Source organism: Luteibacter yeojuensis, from assembly GCF_011742875.1.
GTDB classification, from domain to species: Bacteria; Pseudomonadota; Gammaproteobacteria; order Xanthomonadales; family Rhodanobacteraceae; genus Luteibacter; species Luteibacter yeojuensis.
This window is the reverse complement of sequence record NZ_JAAQTL010000003.1, coordinates 141,405-156,749: the sequence shown is the minus strand read 5'-3', so window position 1 is coordinate 156,749 and position 15,345 is coordinate 141,405. Positions and strand designations below refer to the sequence as shown.

At 68.1% G+C, this 15,345-nt stretch carries 15 protein-coding genes; 4 read left to right on the top strand and 11 right to left on the bottom strand.

Annotated features, from left to right (window positions below):
- Position 1 precedes the first annotated feature (1 nt).
- The gene (dgoD, locus tag HBF32_RS18250; RefSeq protein ID WP_166701228.1) at positions 2-1,153 is read left to right on the top strand and encodes a galactonate dehydratase; all 1,152 of its coding nucleotides are present in this window, start codon (positions 2-4) and stop codon (positions 1,151-1,153) included.
- Positions 1,154-1,253: 100 nt separating this feature from the next.
- On the opposite strand, the gene HBF32_RS18245 is transcribed toward dgoD, so the two are convergent.
- Positions 1,254-1,787 (bottom strand): pseudouridine synthase, encoded by a 534-nt coding sequence (locus tag HBF32_RS18245; protein ID WP_166701227.1) that lies wholly within the window; start codon positions 1,785-1,787, stop codon positions 1,254-1,256.
- 5 nt (positions 1,788-1,792) lie between these two features.
- Positions 1,793-2,641: a class I SAM-dependent methyltransferase gene (locus HBF32_RS18240; protein WP_166701226.1), complete on the bottom strand. Its 849-nt coding sequence runs from the start codon at positions 2,639-2,641 to the stop codon at positions 1,793-1,795.
- 180 nt (positions 2,642-2,821) lie between these two features.
- Between HBF32_RS18240 and HBF32_RS18235 the strand changes: the two genes are divergently transcribed.
- Positions 2,822-4,933 carry a TonB-dependent receptor family protein gene (locus HBF32_RS18235; protein ID WP_240148059.1) on the top strand — a complete coding sequence of 704 codons (2,112 nt, stop codon included), beginning with the start codon at positions 2,822-2,824 and terminating at the stop codon, positions 4,931-4,933.
- A 90-nt stretch (positions 4,934-5,023) separates the two neighbouring features.
- Here HBF32_RS18235 and HBF32_RS18230 read toward each other — a convergent pair whose 3' ends face one another.
- From HBF32_RS18230 to rsgA, 9 genes are all read right to left on the bottom strand, one after another.
- Positions 5,024-6,199: an ABC transporter permease gene (locus tag HBF32_RS18230; protein WP_166701225.1), complete on the bottom strand. Its 1,176-nt coding sequence runs from the start codon at positions 6,197-6,199 to the stop codon at positions 5,024-5,026.
- Positions 6,196-6,930: an ABC transporter ATP-binding protein gene (locus HBF32_RS18225; protein WP_166701224.1), complete on the bottom strand. Its 735-nt coding sequence runs from the start codon at positions 6,928-6,930 to the stop codon at positions 6,196-6,198. The genes HBF32_RS18230 and HBF32_RS18225 overlap by 4 nt, the downstream gene beginning before the upstream one ends.
- Entirely contained in the window at positions 6,927-8,486 is a 1,560-nt protein-coding gene (locus HBF32_RS18220; RefSeq protein WP_166701223.1) for an alpha/beta hydrolase, read from the bottom strand. Before HBF32_RS18220 ends, HBF32_RS18225 begins: the two co-directional genes overlap by 4 nt.
- Positions 8,483-8,683, bottom strand: coding sequence for a helix-turn-helix transcriptional regulator (locus HBF32_RS18215; protein ID WP_166701222.1), 201 nt, complete (start codon positions 8,681-8,683; stop codon positions 8,483-8,485). Before HBF32_RS18215 ends, HBF32_RS18220 begins: the two co-directional genes overlap by 4 nt.
- Positions 8,680-9,081, bottom strand: coding sequence for a hypothetical protein (locus HBF32_RS18210; protein ID WP_166701221.1), 402 nt, complete (start codon positions 9,079-9,081; stop codon positions 8,680-8,682). Before HBF32_RS18210 ends, HBF32_RS18215 begins: the two co-directional genes overlap by 4 nt.
- A gap of 13 nt (positions 9,082-9,094) precedes the next feature.
- Positions 9,095-9,469, bottom strand: coding sequence for a hypothetical protein (locus tag HBF32_RS18205; protein ID WP_166701220.1), 375 nt, complete (start codon positions 9,467-9,469; stop codon positions 9,095-9,097).
- A complete protein-coding gene (locus HBF32_RS18200; RefSeq protein WP_166701219.1) occupies positions 9,462-9,611 on the bottom strand; it encodes a hypothetical protein in 150 nt (49 codons plus the stop codon). Before HBF32_RS18200 ends, HBF32_RS18205 begins: the two co-directional genes overlap by 8 nt.
- A gap of 161 nt (positions 9,612-9,772) precedes the next feature.
- A complete protein-coding gene (locus HBF32_RS18195; protein WP_166701218.1) occupies positions 9,773-12,079 on the bottom strand; it encodes an autotransporter outer membrane beta-barrel domain-containing protein in 2,307 nt (768 codons plus the stop codon).
- A 95-nt stretch (positions 12,080-12,174) separates the two neighbouring features.
- Positions 12,175-13,230 (bottom strand): ribosome small subunit-dependent GTPase A, encoded by a 1,056-nt coding sequence (gene rsgA / locus HBF32_RS18190; RefSeq protein WP_166701303.1) that lies wholly within the window; start codon positions 13,228-13,230, stop codon positions 12,175-12,177.
- 100 nt (positions 13,231-13,330) lie between these two features.
- On the opposite strand from rsgA, the gene HBF32_RS18185 reads away from it, so the two are divergent.
- Both HBF32_RS18185 and HBF32_RS18180 read left to right on the top strand, forming a co-directional pair.
- Positions 13,331-14,575 (top strand): aminotransferase class I/II-fold pyridoxal phosphate-dependent enzyme, encoded by a 1,245-nt coding sequence (locus HBF32_RS18185; protein WP_166701217.1) that lies wholly within the window; start codon positions 13,331-13,333, stop codon positions 14,573-14,575.
- Between the two features lie 3 nt (positions 14,576-14,578).
- Positions 14,579-15,184 (top strand): GDSL-type esterase/lipase family protein, encoded by a 606-nt coding sequence (locus HBF32_RS18180; protein WP_166701216.1) that lies wholly within the window; start codon positions 14,579-14,581, stop codon positions 15,182-15,184.
- The last annotated feature ends 161 nt before the right edge of the window (positions 15,185-15,345 follow it).

Genomic DNA, 15,345 nt, shown 5'->3' with positions numbered 1-15,345 from the left:
CATGAAGATCACCCGCATCACCACCTACCGCGTCCCGCCGCGCTGGATGTTCCTCAAGATGGAGACCGACGAAGGCATCGTCGGCTGGGGCGAGCCCGTGATCGAAGGGCGCGCGCGTACCGTCGAGGCCGCGGTGCACGAACTTTCCGAGTACGTGATCGGCAAGGACCCTTCGCGCATCAACGATCTCTGGCAGACGATGTACCGCGGCGGCTTCTACCGTGGCGGCGCCGTGTTCATGAGCGCCATCGCCGGCATCGACCAGGCGCTTTGGGACATCAAGGGCAAGGCGCTTGGCGCTCCCGTGTTCGAGCTGCTCGGCGGCCGCGTGCGCGACCGCATGAAGACCTATTGCTGGGTCGGCGGCGACCGCCCCGCCGACGTCATCGCGCAGATCCGCGAACGCCTCGCGCATGGCTTCGACACGTTCAAGATGAACGGGTGCGAGGAGATGGGCGTGATCGGGTCGAGCAAGGCGGTGGACGAGGCCGTGGCGCGCGTCGCGGAAATCCGCGAGGCGTTCGGCAACACCATCGAATTCGGCCTGGACTTCCACGGACGCGTTTCCGCGCCGATGGCGAAGGTGCTGGTGAAGGAGCTGGAGCCGTTCCGTCCACTCTTCATCGAGGAGCCGGTGCTGGCGGAACAGGCGGAATACTACCCGCGCATCGCGGCACAGACATCCATTCCGCTCGCGGCGGGCGAACGCATGTACTCGCGCTTTGAGTTCAAGCACGTGCTGGAGCGCGGCGGCATCTCCATCATCCAGCCCGACCTTTCCCACGCCGGCGGCATCACCGAGTGCGTGCGCATCGCCGCGATGGCCGAGGCCTATGACGTGGCCTTCGCGCCGCACTGCCCGCTGGGGCCCATCGCGCTGGCCTCGTGCCTGCACGTGGACTTCGTCAGCTGGAACGCCACGCTGCAGGAACAGAGCATCGGCATCCACTACAACCGCGGCGGCGAGGTGCTGGATTACGTGCTCAACAAGGAAGCCCTCGCGCTGGACGACGGCGGCTATGCGCAGCCGTTCACCGGGCCGGGCCTCGGCATCGACGTGAACGAGGAACTGGTGATCGAGCGCAGCCGGGAACCCGTCGACTGGCGGAATCCGCTGTGGCGGCATCCGGATGGCTCCGTCGCGGAGTGGTGAACTTCGTGGCGGCGTGCCCGCTGCCGCGGGATCGCCGCTGAAGCGGCTCCCACAAGGGAATCGCGAGGCTTGTGTGGGAGCCGCTTCAGCGGCGATTCGGTCAAGCGATAATCCGCACTTCGCCAGGGCCCAGTCCATCCAGCCGGTAATCACCGACCGCCTCGCGGATCAGCCGCAGCGTGGGCAACCCCACGGCGGCGGTCATTCGCCGCACCTGCCGGTTACGTCCTTCCCGCAGCACGATACGTAGCCATGCGTCCGGCACGGTCTTGCGAAAGCGCACCGGCGGATCGCGCGGCCAGAGCCATTCGGGTTCATCGATCGCCTCGACGCCGGCCGGCAGGGTCGGGCCATCCTTCAGCAACACGCCGCGGCGCAGCCGGTCGAGGGCTTCCGCGGAAGGCGTACCCTCGACCTGCACCACATACGTCTTGGGCTGCTTGTGCTTCGGATCGGCGAGGCGATGCTGCAACCTGCCGTCGTCGGTAAGCAGCAGCAAACCCTCGCTGTCCTGGTCGAGCCGCCCCGCCGCGTAGACGCCTTTCTGCGGGACGAAGTCGGCCAGCGTGCGCCGGCCGGCGTCGTCGGTGAACTGGCAGAGCACGCCAAACGGCTTGTTCAGCGCGACCAGCACCTCGCTTACTTCGCGGGCTTCACGAAGCGCAAGGTCATGCGGTCGGATTCGCCGATCGCCGCGTACTTCGCCTTGTCCTTCTCGCCCAGTTCGTACGTCGGCGGCAGGGTCCACACGCCCTTCGGGTGATCGTGGTTGTCCTTCGGGTTGGCGTTGACCTCGCTCTGGCCGTCGAGCCTGAATCCCGCGTCGGTGGCCAGCTTGACGACGTAGTCGGTCGGCAGGTAGCCCGTGTTCACCACCTCGTCGAGCTTCTTGCCCTTGTCCGCGCGGTGGTCTTCCACGCCGAGCACGCCGCCGGGCTTGAGCACTTTGTAGAACGCCTTGAACATGGCCTCGGCGCTGCCGTCGGCGGCCCAGTTGTGCACGTTGCGGAAGGTCAGGACCATGTCGGCCGAACCGTCGGGACCAAGGTTCGGCGTCTTGTCCTCGAATTCGACGAAGCCGGCGTTGCCGTAATGCGCCTTGTCGAAACCGAACTTCTTCTTCAGGGCCGCGGCGCTCTTGGAGCCGGGGGGCACGGCGGCGATGTAATGACCGTTGTCGTTGAGGAACGGCGCAAGGATTTCCGTGAACCAGCCGCCCGACGGCCAGATCTCGATCACGGTCATGTCCGGGCGGATGCCGAAGAAGGTGAGCGTCTGTTCCGGGTGGCGGTAGGGATCGCGGGCCTTGTTCTTCTCCGAACGCCAGCTGCCGTCGACGGCGGCCTTCAGCTGGGTCGAAGCCACCTGCCCGGCGCTGGCCGGCGGCGTGGCCTGGGCCGGCTGGTCGGCCTGGAATGCCTCGGCGCCGCAGGAGACGGCGAGGCCGATCACGCTGGCGATGACGAACTTCTTCGTGAACTTCTTCATGGCGACACCGCTACCTCTTTGGGGGATGGGCGGGAAGGCTAGCACGGCGGACTTGTAGGAGCCGCTATAGCGGCGAGAAGCCAACGAAGCGTCGAAGCCGTGAGGCGCATTCCCTCGCCGCTATAGCGGCTCCTACAGAAAGAACGCATCATGTCTGTCCCACCTCCCCGGGAAATCCGCATGTCCATGCGCCACATCCGCCCGCTGGCAGGCGGAGTCTTGTTCGCGCTGTGTGCGACAGCCGCGGCACAAGACGCACGACTGGCACCGGTTGTCGTGACCGCGACGCGCAGCGCGCAATCGCCGTACGACATCCCCGCCGCCATCGACGTCGCCACCACGCCGCCGGACGGGTCGCTGGACGTGAATCTGTCCGAGCGGGTTCAGGCGATCCCCGGCATCGTGGCCCGCGACAGGCAGAACTACGCCCAGGATGCGCAGGTGTCGATCCGCGGCTTCGGTGCACGTTCCACCTTCGGCATCCGCGGCGTACGGCTCTATACCGACGGCATCCCGGCCAGCATGCCGGACGGCCAGGGCCAGGTCTCGCACTTCAACCTCGACTCCGCCGAGCGCGTCGAAGTCCTGCGCGGGCCGTTCTCCGCCCTCTACGGCAATGCCTCCGGCGGCGTCGTGCAGCTGTTCACCGCCGACGGCACCGATCCCGCCGAACTCCGCTTCGGCGTCGCCGGCGGCAGCAATGGCAACTTCCGCAGCTCGGTCAACGCGCGGGGCGTGGACGGTCCCGTGGATTACAACGTCGACTTCACCCACTTCCGCACCAGCGGTTATCGCGAGCACAGCGCCGCACGCCGCGAGTCGGGCAACGCGAAGATCGGCTGGAAGATCGACGAGGATGCGAAGCTCACCCTCGTGGTGAACACGCTCGACGTGCCCGATGCGCAGGATCCCCTGGGCCTTACGCGGCGCCAGTACCAGGCCGATCCGCGCCAGGTCGCCGCGGCGGCAAAGACCTTCGATACGCGCAAGTCGGTGGACCAGCAGCAGGCGGGGGTCGTCTACGACCAGCGCATCGACGACGCCAACAGCCTGCGCGTGATGGGCTATTACGGCCGGCGCGGGGTGAGGCAATACCTGTCCATCCCCGTCGCCACCCAGGTCTCGCAGCCTGGCAGCTCCGGCGGGGTGGTGGACCTGGACAATGAATACGGTGGCGGCGACGCGCGCTGGACCTGGCGCGACACGCTCGCAGGCATGCCGCTCGAAGTGGCGGCCGGCGTGGCGTACGACAATCAGGAACAGCACCGCCAGGGATACGAGAACTTCCAGGGCGACACCCTCGGCGTGCGTGGCGCAAAGCGCCGCGACGAAATCGACCGCGTGTTCGACTTCGACCAGTACGCGCAGGCCGACTGGCGCGTGGCCGACGACTGGACCCTGATGGGCGGCGTCCGGCATAGCGAAGTGCGCTTCCGTTCCACCGACCGCTATGTCGCGGCAGGCAATCCGGACGACAGCGGCACGGTGACCTATTCGGCGACGACGCCGGTGTTCGGGGTGCTCTGGCGCGCGACTCCCTGGATGCACGTCTACGCGAACTGGGGGCGCGGCTTCGAGACGCCGACGTTCTCCGAGCTGGGCTATCGTACCGATCGCGGTCCCGGCCTCGCCTTCGGGCTGAAGCCGTCGCATTCGCGCAACGCCGAGATTGGCCTGAAGCTGCGTCCGTCGGAAGCGATGGAAGCCGGGCTCGCGGTATTCCGCGCGGACAGCGACGACGAACTCGCCGTGGCGACGAACCTCGGCGGCCGCACCACCTACCAGAACATCGCGCGGTCGCGCCGCCAGGGCATCGAGGCGTCGTTCAAGGACGAGCTGGCAAGGAACCTCCGCTTCGTCGCGTCGTACACGCACCTGCAGGCGAGCTTCCGCACACCGTTCCTCACCTGCGTCGCCCCCGGGTGCTCCGCGCCGGATACACCGGTGGACGCAGGCACGCGCATCCCGGGCGTACCGCGCTCCGTGGGGTATGCCGCGCTGAACTACGGCGCCACGAGCGGATGGCAGGCCGGACTCGACGTGAGCGCCATGGGCGCCACCTCGGTGAACGACCTCGGCACCGAATCCGCGCCGGGTTACGCGCTGTTCGGGCTGTCGGGCAGTTATGTGTTCGACCAGGGGCCGTGGCGGGTGAACACCTTCGCGCGGGTGGACAACCTCGCCGACCGGCATGTGATCGGTTCGGTGATCGTCAACGACGGGAACGGACGGTATTACGAGCCGGCGCCGGGGCGGAGCTTCCTGGTGGGCGTAGACGTCCGCTGGCGCTGAAAGCTCTTTGTAGGAGCCGCTATAGCGGCGAGGAACGCTGCGGTGAGGCCAGGTTTTCCTCGCCGCTATAGCGGCTCCTACCAAGGTGCGTCAGCCTGAGATGGCCAGGCGTTCGGAGCGGTACATCCACGCCGTGGCCCACACTGCCAGGATCGCCGCGACGAAACCGCCCGCGAGACACAAGCCCATCTGCCAAGCCGGCACACCGTCGCCGCGCAGCAGCTGCACGATGCCGAGGTTCTGCCCAAGCAGCGGTACCGCGTACATCCACGGCTCCGCGCGCACCGGGATCACCGACAGCAGGGCGCTAGGCAATACCGGGATGATCATGAGGATCGAAAGGTACGTCTGCGCCTCGCGATAGCTCTTGGCAAAGGCCGAGACAAGCGACTGCAGTGCGGCGAGCAGGAGGATGAGCGGCAGCATCAACAGCACCACCTGCGCGCCGAAACGCAGCCCGAGGTCCAGCGCGATGCCCAGTTTGTCGGTGGGAATGAACCACGGTGCCGTGGCGAAGGCAGCCACGCTGAGCAACAGGCTCACCACGGAGAAGGTACAGATGGCGCCGAGCTTCCCCGCCAGGATCTTCCATCGCGACACCGGATTCACGAATAGTGGCTCCAGCGACTGCCGCTCGCGTTCGCCGGCGGTAAGGTCGATCGCGAGGTACATGCCGCCGAGGAAGACGGTGAGCACGAAAAAGTAGGGCAGGAAGGAGAACATCAACGCGGAACGCGACTGCGACGTGGCCTGGTCGCGCTCTGCCACCTGTACCGGCCACGCCGTCGTCGGCGACAGACCGCGCGCGATGAGCCGCATGGCGCCTTCGCGCTTGCCGTAGCCCTCGATCACGTTACGCACGCGCGCCACCGGCGTGGACGCGTCGCGGCGCGACGAATCGTAAATCAGCTCCACCTGCACGGCCTGCCCCTTGCTCCAGGCCTGCACATACGACGGCGAGATGCGCACGATGACGTCGGCACGCTGCTCCCGCACGGCGGTTTCCGGGTCGGACGGTGCCGGGGCGGCGTCGATACCCGCACTCTTCAGCGCGACGACGAGATTCGGCGCGAGGGCCGCGCCGATGACGGGGACGGAGAGCGGCCGGTCGGATTTCTCCAGCTGCTGGTTGATCATGATGTTCATCAGCATGATGAACATCACCGGCCCCAGCAGCGGGCCGGTGATCAGCGCGTTGACCAGCGTACGGCGGTCGCGCAGGTTCTCGCGCACTTCCTTCCAGTAGACCGTGCTGAAGGCATTCATGCGGCGAGCCCCTCGTCGGTACCGATGATCTTCACGAACGCGTCCTCGAGACTGGCTTCGCCGGTCTGCGCCAGCAGCGCCCCGGGCGGCTCGTCGGCGACGACCCGCCCGTGCGCGATCACCACGATGCGATCGCACAATGCCGCCACCTCCTGCATGATGTGGCTGGAGAAGAGCACGCAGCGTCCCTCGTCTTTCAGGCGGTGCATGAAACGACGCATCGCACGGGTCGCCATCACGTCGAGCCCGTTGGTCGGCTCGTCGAGGAGCACGTTGCGCGGGTCGTGCACGAGGGCGCGGGCAATCGCCGTCTTCACCCGCTGGCCCTGCGAAAAGCCTTCCGTGCGGCGGGCGGCGATGTCGCGCATCTCCAGCGCCTCGATGAGGGCCTCACGGCGTTCGCGCAGAAGGTCGGGCGGCACACCGTGCAACCGGCCGAAGTAGTCGATGTTCTCCGCCGCGGTGAGCCGTTTGTAGAGGCCGCGCGCATCGGGCAGCACGCCGAGCTGGCGGCGTACCGCGAGCGGGTCGGCCGCGGCATCCACGCCATCGACCAGGACCTGTCCGGCGTCCGGCGTCATCAGCGTGTAAAGCATGCGCAGCGTCGTGGTCTTCCCCGCCCCGTTGGGGCCGAGCAGGCCGGTGATCTCGCCGTCGCGCGCGGTAAAGCTCACGCCGTTCACGGCGCGCACATCGCCGAAGGCCTTGTGCAGGTCCCTTACCTCGATCATGGCGTCGCTCCGTTGAAACCGACGAAGACAGGCAAGGGCGCGAGGCGCTCGAGGCAGCCGGCGTCGAGGCCCTTCGCGTCGGCCTTGTCGATGAAATGGTCCAGCAGACGCGGCATGCAGCCGCGCGCCACCACATTGTGGCCTTGTCCCTTGAGGACGAAGTGACGGCCGTTGGGAAGGCCTTTCAGCACCTCCTCGCCATAGCGCGGGGGCGTTACCGGGTCGAACTCCCCGGACATCAGCAGCGCCGGCACGTCGCTCTTCAACGGCTGGCGGAAGTCGGCCGGACGCGCACCGTGCGGCCATACCGAGCATGCCGTGCGGAACGCCTCGATCATCGTGTCGCCGAGGATGGTGTCCTTGTCCTCCGGACGCGAGCGCAGCAAGTCGGCGTCCTCTGAGCAGATCACCGAATACTGCATGCCACCGTCCATGGTGTCGCCCAGGTCGCCGGTAAGCAGCTTGGCCTGGCCGAGCAGCGGACCGACGTCCCCGTGCGCCGCCGCGTCGATGGAAAGCGGCAGCAGTGCCGCGGTTTCCGGCGAGTACGCGAACATGCGCACCACCGTGGCCAGCGAGTATTCGCTGAGCACGCGCTGCACGGAGGCGTAGTTCTGCGGATCGCGGAAGCTGACCTTGTGCGGATTGGCCCGCAGCGCGTCTCGCAGCTGGTAGAGCGTCTGGTAAGGATCGCTGTAGCGCTTACGGCAGGCCGCGTCGGCATGGCAAAGCGCGAACTGCGCCTTGAGCGCGGTGTCCAGGTTCACCGCGAAGTCCTCGCCGAGCACGAGGCTGTTCGGCGCGATGCCGTCGAGCACGAGGGTGCGCAGTCCTTCGGGATGGTGCATGGCGTATTGCTGCGCCACACGGGTGCCATAAGAGACGCCGACAAGGTCCAGCCTCGGCGAGCCCAGTGCGCGGCGCGCGTCTTCCAGGTCGGCCACGGCGTCCGTGGTCGTGTAGAAGCGCACATCGGCATGCTTCGACAGCCGGTCGAGGCAGGCGAGCGTCTCCTTGCGCACGGCCTCGGCATCGAAGCCGCTCTCGTCTTCCACCCCGCCGGGCGCACCCGGTTCGTCGTCGCGACAGCTCAGCGGATTCGATGCGCCCGTGCCGCGCTGGTCGAGCAGGAGCAGGTTACGGTGCGAAAGCAGCGGCGACAGCGCCGGGGCGATGGCCGGATAGCTTTCGGCCGCCGACTGGCCGGGGCCGCCCGCGATGAAGGCGACCATGTCCTCCGCGGGCACCTGCGCGCTGCTGCGCACGATGGCGAGCCGCAAGGAGATCTTGCGGCCTTCGGGATGGGCGCGATCTTCCGGCACTTCGAACGCCGTGCACCAGGCCGCGGTCGACAGCCCCGAATGCGGTTGCGGCAGTTCGCAGGGCTTCAGTTCCAGCGAGCCCAGTTTCCAGATGCGCGGCGGTGCGGGTTTCGTCGCCGCGAGCGGTGGCGCGACCGCGGTCGATGCGTCGCCATCGTGGCGCGTCCACTGCCGTCCGGCCAGGACGGCGGCGACGATGGCGACGACGATGGCTATCCGTGGCGCACGTTTCATGCCTCTTCCCCCGGGCTGAAAATGGATTCGATGGACAGTTCGAAGAGCTTCGCGATCTTGAAGGCCAGCGGCAGGCTGGGATCGTACTTGCCGGTCTCGATCGCGTTCACCGTCTGCCGGGACACGTCGAGCTTCTCGCCCAGGTCGGCCTGCGACCAGCCCAGCAGGTTACGGAGTTCGCGAACGCGGTTGTTCATCGCGAGCGGTAATACAAGCGGACGGCGCACTTCGCCACGCCGAAGGATCCCAGCAGCACCGGCAGCACCCAGATCGCCACGGCTTCGGGCGGCGGCGGCGGAATCACCTTCGCGTTCAGCAGCATGCCATAGGTGAAAAATCCGAAACCGCCGATCGCGCCGCCGATGGCGATGGCTTCGAGGTCGATGCGCCGCTCGAACTCGTCCTGGTCGCGGATCACCCGCACCATCGCGCGGATGAGGAATGCGACGGGCAAGACCGGAAGAAGGGTGACGACCGTGCGTGCCGTGGTGCCTTCGAGCGTCCTGAGCCATCCGACCGACAGGAAGATCAGCGCGACATAGACGAACATCGCTGGAAACAGTTCACGCAGGTAACGCTTGTGCACGGCACGCATCGCCACTCCCCCATCAGTGCGCGTTGACGAAATCGACCAGCGTCTTCTGGAAGGCCGCGGGCTGGTCGAGCATGACATAGTGCCGGGAGGGCCCGGCGGAAAAGTCCGCCGCGTTGTATGGCGAGATCTCGAGGATGGGCAGCGTCGCGTGCTTCAGCGCCGGCCGGAAGTCGGCGGCGGCATCCTCGCTCATGTAGCGCGCCACCGCCTTCTGGTCGCTGCGCGCGTTGAGCGGTGCGACCGTTTCGGCCAGCTTCGGGTCCAGGGTGCCGACCTTCCGCATGTAACCGAGTTGCTGTGCGCGGTACGCATCCGGCGAGGCGTTTTCGAGCTGGTTACGCATCTGCGCGGCGATGGCGGTGCGCTGCTCCGGCGTCACGTTATCCATGCCGGGAAAGACCGGCAGTCCGTCGATCGCCACGACGCCGGCGGTGAGCGGGCGCCGCGGCGGCCTTGACGTCGTCGAAGGTGGAGGCGACACAGGTGGCGGCCACCAGCGCGGCAAGACGGAACAGGATGCGGTACGACATGCGACGAACCTCCTGGCGGGATGGAAGCGTGTCAAGCACGCTTTACATCATCCTGCGGGCTTCGGCAGCCTGTGTCAAGCATCCTTTACATTATTCGCAGCATCCATGGCTTCTTGCCCAGGCCTTGGCCCACCCTACGAAGCGACCACACAACACGAAGACTAGAAATGCCATGTAGCGCCGATGCGGACGGCACGGCCGGATTCACCGCCATGACCCCGGGCAAGACGAGCTGAGGTGTCGATGGAGGCTGTCCAGCGCGCGTCGAGTTCGAATGTCGCACCGGCGGCGGCATCGATCGTGCGGCCACCGCGGCCCGTGGGCAGGCGCTCCCCGGCAGCCAGGAGCGATGCACCGGTGTCGCGCGCGAGGCCGTAGCGAAGATCCAGGTAGGGCGACCATGTGCGGATCGTCCTTCCCTGCGGCTGAAGCAGCAGCGAGGCCCGGGCGCCCGCTCGCACCGTCGCGCGCCGGGGTGAACCGGCCGCCAGTTCGATGCCGTCGGTGTCGCGCGCCTTTCCGAAGCGCAGGCGCTGCCAGAGGACCGATGCGCCGGGCTCGACGAGAAGGCGCGCCGATGGCCGCCAGTGGAAGCCCACGGAGGCCATCGCTTCGTTGGCGCTTGCGCGCAGGTTCGGCAGTACCTCGCCGCGCACCGGCGTATGCGCGGCGATGCGGTAGCGACTGAAGCCGTAAGCGGAGGCCAGCGCCCATCCGCTTTCCGTCGTCAGCACCGCATGCCATGCCAGGGCGCGCGCTTCCGCGCGCGCGTCGCTGCGACCCTCCGCGGCACGGGGAAGGATGCGCGAACTGCCCGAGGAGAGTGCGATGCCGGTACGCACCGTCGTTTCGCCGATGGCATGGACGAGCATGTCGGCCGCGATCTGGAGGCCACGATCGCGACGCCGGTAGTCCACGCCATACGAGGTGGCGGCAAGACGGCTGCGATACATCGCGTCGCCGCCGAAAGCCCTTACCCGCAGGGCCGGTTCGCGTGACGGCCCGACATCGCCGGGACGCAGTGCGCCCATGGCGGACCGGCCATAACCGAAGAGCGCATGGGCCAGCACGAGGTAAGCGGGCACTTGCGGCGCCAGTGCGGCACGCGATGCCGCACCGGCCGTGCGCATGCTTTGCAGGCGGAAATCCCAATAGTCGGCACCCTGCCCGTCGACCAGCCGTTGTGCCGGATCGCTGCGACCGGGCTCGTATGCGTACAGCCGGTATTGCCAGGGACCGACGGCCACGTAGTCGCCGGCAAGATGGAACGACTCCGCGCTCGCCGCGCCGCCGACCTGCACGACGCTGATGCCGTCGCCGGGCCCGTTCACGCCGTCGCGTCCAGCCGTGGATGCGCCGGTGCCGCCGGTGTGGACGACGTGCAAGGCGGTACGGCCGACGGCATCGCCATGAACCAGCAATCGATCCGTCGCCTGCCGCCGCAGCGTTCCCCCTGCGTCCAGGCGGGTGCCCAGTACGACGCCGCCGGCCGCCACGTCCGCCTGCCAGGTGCCGACACGGAGGGTCCGAAAGCCCGGCTGGAGGCGATCGAAGACGATGCGACCGCCCGGATCGAGGCGAACCTGCCGGACATCGCTGTCGCCCGTGAGCGTCCATGCCGCATCGGACAGGGAAAGCGACCTCAGCCGGCTGCCGCGCCCACGCCACGCGCCGCGCGCGATGTGCAGGTCGAGTTCGCCTTTTCCGGCACGCACGGCATCGCCATCGATGTGCCCTGCCACGGCATGGATCGAAAGCCCGGGTCCACCGCTTTCGATTCGCCCCTGCACCGCGCCTCCTTCCAGGTGCACGCGCGCCGCGCCGTCGTTCTGGAAGCGCGTGGCAATGGCATAGCCGGGGCCGGCCTGGAGCACCGTATCGCGCAGGCGCACCTCGCCGCCATCGAGTGCGAGCGCCGTGGCGCCGGACCCACTCGCCAGGATGCGACTGTCCGTGGCGACGACACGGGAATGACCGGTGACGAGAAGACCGACGCCATGCGTCCCGGTGGACTCGACGCGCAAGTCGCGGAACGCGCCTTCGCCCTCCCTTTGCACGACGATACCGATGCCGGCGTGCCCGGACGCGGCGACCCGTGTCCCGCCCAGGTCGAGCAGGGCCTTGCGCTGCGCCTGGATGCCGATACCCCACGAACCGCTCACCGCGACGCGACCGCCCACAAGCGACAACCCTCCGCCATCGGAAACGAACACGCCGTATGCGCGCGAGGTGCGCGTGCCCACGCCCTCGTTGACGAAACTCGCGTCTTCCGCATCGAGCGTGGCCCGCGGGTCCACCCTGGCCGCCATCGTCCCCGGAGCGGTGGCATGCACGACGTCGCCGGGATCCAGTTGCTCCGCCATGCCGCGTTCGACGACCAGGTTCGTCGCCCGCGCATGGGCCTGCGTGACGAACGCGGCGGCTAGCGCCATCGTCAGGGTGCCGTGCCCCCATCTCTTCGTGACCATGCCCGCTCCTTGCTCGGCGACAGAGCAAGGCACGTTAGTCGCGGCCCGCTGCCTTGTATGTCGGGCAGCCGCGCGAGGAGCGTCAGGTCATGGCGTCAGTCGTCGTCGCGAGACCAGCCGCCCCGTCGCGGCTTGCCGCCAGGCTTCACCGCGGGCTTGCGCTTCAGACGGGCTTCGAGCGTCGCCGCCTGTTCCTCGCGCTCCTCATGCAGCTTGAGGTAGTTGCGCCAGCGTTGCGGCGAGAGCTCGCCGGAGGCCAGCGCCGCCTGGATCGCGCAACCGGGTTCGTTGCCGTGGCTGCAATCCGCGAAGCGGCATTGCGCCGCCAGCGTCTCGATATCGGCGAACAGATCGAGGTTCTCCTCACCGGTGAGCTTGAGTTCGCGCATGCCCGGCGTGTCGATGAGGCACCCGCCCGCCGGCAGGCTGAGCAACGCGCGATGCGTGGTGGTATGCCGCCCACGGCTGTCGTGCGTGCGCACCGCGCCCGTAGCCATGCGTTCCTCCCCGAGCAACGTGTTCGTGAGGGTGGACTTGCCCGCGCCGGACGATCCGACCAGCACCGCACTCATGCCGGGACCGAGGTACGGTGCCAGCAGGTCGACGGTCGCCGGATCCTTCGCGTTGATCGCGTGCACGACCGCGTCCGCGGGGAGACGGGGGGCAAGCGCCGCGATCGCGCCGTCGACGTCCACGCCGGTATCGGCCTTGCCGAGCAACACGACGGGACGCGCACCCGAACCTTCCACGAGGGTGAGGTAACGCTCGATGCGCGAAGGGTTGAAGTCACCGTCCAGGCCGGTGAGCACCAGGACGTAATCGATGTTCGTGGCGATGATCTGCCGCTCGTATCGCTCACCCGCCGCCGCACGGGTGAGCACGGAACGGCGCGGAAGCACCGCTTCGATCACCGGATGGCTGGCATGGTCGAGGAAGACGAAATCGCCTACCGCCGGCCGCAGCGACGGGTCCAGGCCACGCTTCAGGAACGCGCCCGCCGGCTGGGCGTTGAACGCAGACGAGCCGTCATGCACCTCGTAGCCGGCGCGATGCTGCGCCACCACGCGCGCGAGGCGGCGTGGATCGTCCGGCAGGGCGACATCGCGCCAGCCGATATGACGCAGGCGCGCCAGTTCCGGGGTGTCGGTCATCATGGGACGGGATTATGCCCGCTCGCGGCGCCGGAAGGACGCTGCTAGGATCGGGACACGATCGCCGGGAGAGGCCCGGCGCAGCCACCGGACGCAAGACGTGTCACCCATCAAGCCCAGCGCCCACCTGGCGGACGTGCGTTACGAGATCCGCGGCGCCCTCACCCGCCGCGCCCGCGACATGGAAGCCGCCGGCCAGTCGATCATCAAGCTCAATATCGGCAATCCCGGACGCTACGGCTTCGCCACCCCGGCCCACCTGCGCGAAGCGATCGGCGCTCACCTGGCGGACAGCGAAGCCTACGGTCACGAACAAGGCCTGGAGGAGGCGCGCGAGGCCATCGTCGTCCAGCAGCGGATGCGCGGCGCCGGCGGCGTCGATGCGGAACGCGTCTTCGTCGGCAACGGCGTGAGCGAGCTGATCGACATCTCCCTGCGCGCGCTTCTCCAGCCGGGCGACGAGGTGCTGCTCCCCAGCCCGGATTATCCGTTGTGGAGCGCCGCCACCATCCTCAACGACGGCAGCCCGCGCTATTACCGCTGCCTCGCCGCGAACGGGCACCTGCCCGACCCGGACGAAATCGATGCCCTCGCAGGGCCGCGCACGCGTGCGCTCGTGCTCATCAACCCGAACAATCCCACCGGCGCGGTCTATCCGAAGGCCTTGCTGGAACGCATCGTGGAGGTCGCGCGCCGGCATGGACTGCTCCTGCTCTGCGACGAGATCTACGACGAGATCCTCTACGACGACGTACCGTTCCAGCCGCTCGCGGCCATCGCGGGCGACCATCCCTGCGTGAGCTTCGGCGGCTTGTCGAAGGTGCATCGCGCCTGCGGTTATCGCGTGGGCTGGATGAGCCTGTCCGGCGATCCGCGCCGCACCGCCGATTACCGCGATGCGCTCCAGCTGCTCGCCGCGCTGCGCCTGTGCGCGAACGTCACCGCGCAATGGGCCGTGCGCCCCGCACTGCTCGACAAGCCCACGATCGGCGAACTCACCTCGCCGGGCGGTCGCCTGCACGAGGCACGCCGCATCGTCCTCGAAGGCGTGTCGGCCAGCCCGTTCCTCGACGTCGTCGCCCCGGGCGGCGCGATCTACGCATTCCCGCAGGTGCGGGCCGAGGCCATCGCGTCCTTCGACGACACCGCCTTCGCCTTGCGCCTGCTGGAAGAGGAAGGCGTGCTCGTCGTTCCGGGCACCAGCTTCAACCTGTCCGCCAGCCGGCACCTGCGCCTCACGCTGCTGCCGGAGCCGGCGCAACTTGCCGAGGTCTTCGTGCGCATCGACCGCGTGCTGGGCCGCATGGCGGCGGAGGCGGCACCGACCGCCAGCGCGGTGGCCTGATTCGTGGGTGCAGCCTCGTTTCTCGCCCTGGGCGACTCGTACACGATCGGCGAAGGCGTCGAAGAAGAGGGTCGCTGGCCCGTCCAGTTGGCCGCACGACTACGCGAGCGCGGCATCGCCGTCGACGCCCCCCGCATCGTCGCCACCACCGGCTGGACCACCGACGAACTGTCGGCGGCGATGGATGCCGCCGCGCTCTTGCCGCGTTACGACCTCGTCACGCTGCTGATCGGCGTGAACAACCAGTACCGTGGACGATCCGTGGCGGAATACCGGGAACAGTTTCTCGCCTTGCTCCGGCGTGCCGCCGAGCTTGCCGGCGACGTGCGCCGCGTCCTCGTCGTCTCCATTCCCGACTGGGGCGTGACGTCTTTTGCGGAAGGCCGCGACCGCGCGGCCATCGCCCGCGAGATCGATACCTTCAACGCCGTCGCCCGCGACGAAACCCTGCGGATGCATGCGCACTGGGTCGACGTGACACCGGCCTCGCGCGAAGCCGGGGCCAGGCCCGGCATGCTGGTGGACGACGGACTGCATCCGTCCGCGGCGCAGTACGCGATCTGGACACGGACGATACTGTCCGAAGCCGAAGCGGCCCTGGGCGAATAACCCCTGTGGGAGTCGGCTATGCCGGCGATCCCGCGGCAGCGGGACGCTTGCCGCGAGCACCCATCGCCGCTGAAGCGGCTCCCACACAAAGCCGGCATCGTGCAGGAAAACGGAGGGCCCCCTGCGCGATAGCAATATCTTTGCAATGCGCGCGCCATGCC

Coding starts and splice junctions, on each gene's coding strand:
- dgoD (WP_166701228.1), top strand. CDS start 2: ATGAAGATCACCCGCATCACCACCTACCGCGTCCCGCCGCGCTGGATG.
- HBF32_RS18240 (WP_166701226.1), bottom strand. CDS start 2,641: ATGAAGAAGTTCACGAAGAAGTTCGTCATCGCCAGCGTGATCGGCCTC.
- HBF32_RS18235 (WP_240148059.1), top strand. CDS start 2,822: ATGTCCATGCGCCACATCCGCCCGCTGGCAGGCGGAGTCTTGTTCGCG.
- HBF32_RS18230 (WP_166701225.1), bottom strand. CDS start 6,199: ATGAATGCCTTCAGCACGGTCTACTGGAAGGAAGTGCGCGAGAACCTG.
- HBF32_RS18225 (WP_166701224.1), bottom strand. CDS start 6,930: ATGATCGAGGTAAGGGACCTGCACAAGGCCTTCGGCGATGTGCGCGCC.
- HBF32_RS18220 (WP_166701223.1), bottom strand. CDS start 8,486: ATGAAACGTGCGCCACGGATAGCCATCGTCGTCGCCATCGTCGCCGCC.
- HBF32_RS18215 (WP_166701222.1), bottom strand. CDS start 8,683: ATGAACAACCGCGTTCGCGAACTCCGTAACCTGCTGGGCTGGTCGCAG.
- HBF32_RS18210 (WP_166701221.1), bottom strand. CDS start 9,081: ATGCGTGCCGTGCACAAGCGTTACCTGCGTGAACTGTTTCCAGCGATG.
- HBF32_RS18205 (WP_166701220.1), bottom strand. CDS start 9,469: ATGGATAACGTGACGCCGGAGCAGCGCACCGCCATCGCCGCGCAGATG.
- HBF32_RS18200 (WP_166701219.1), bottom strand. CDS start 9,611: ATGTCGTACCGCATCCTGTTCCGTCTTGCCGCGCTGGTGGCCGCCACC.
- HBF32_RS18195 (WP_166701218.1), bottom strand. CDS start 12,079: ATGGTCACGAAGAGATGGGGGCACGGCACCCTGACGATGGCGCTAGCC.
- rsgA (WP_166701303.1), bottom strand. CDS start 13,230: ATGACCGACACCCCGGAACTGGCGCGCCTGCGTCATATCGGCTGGCGC.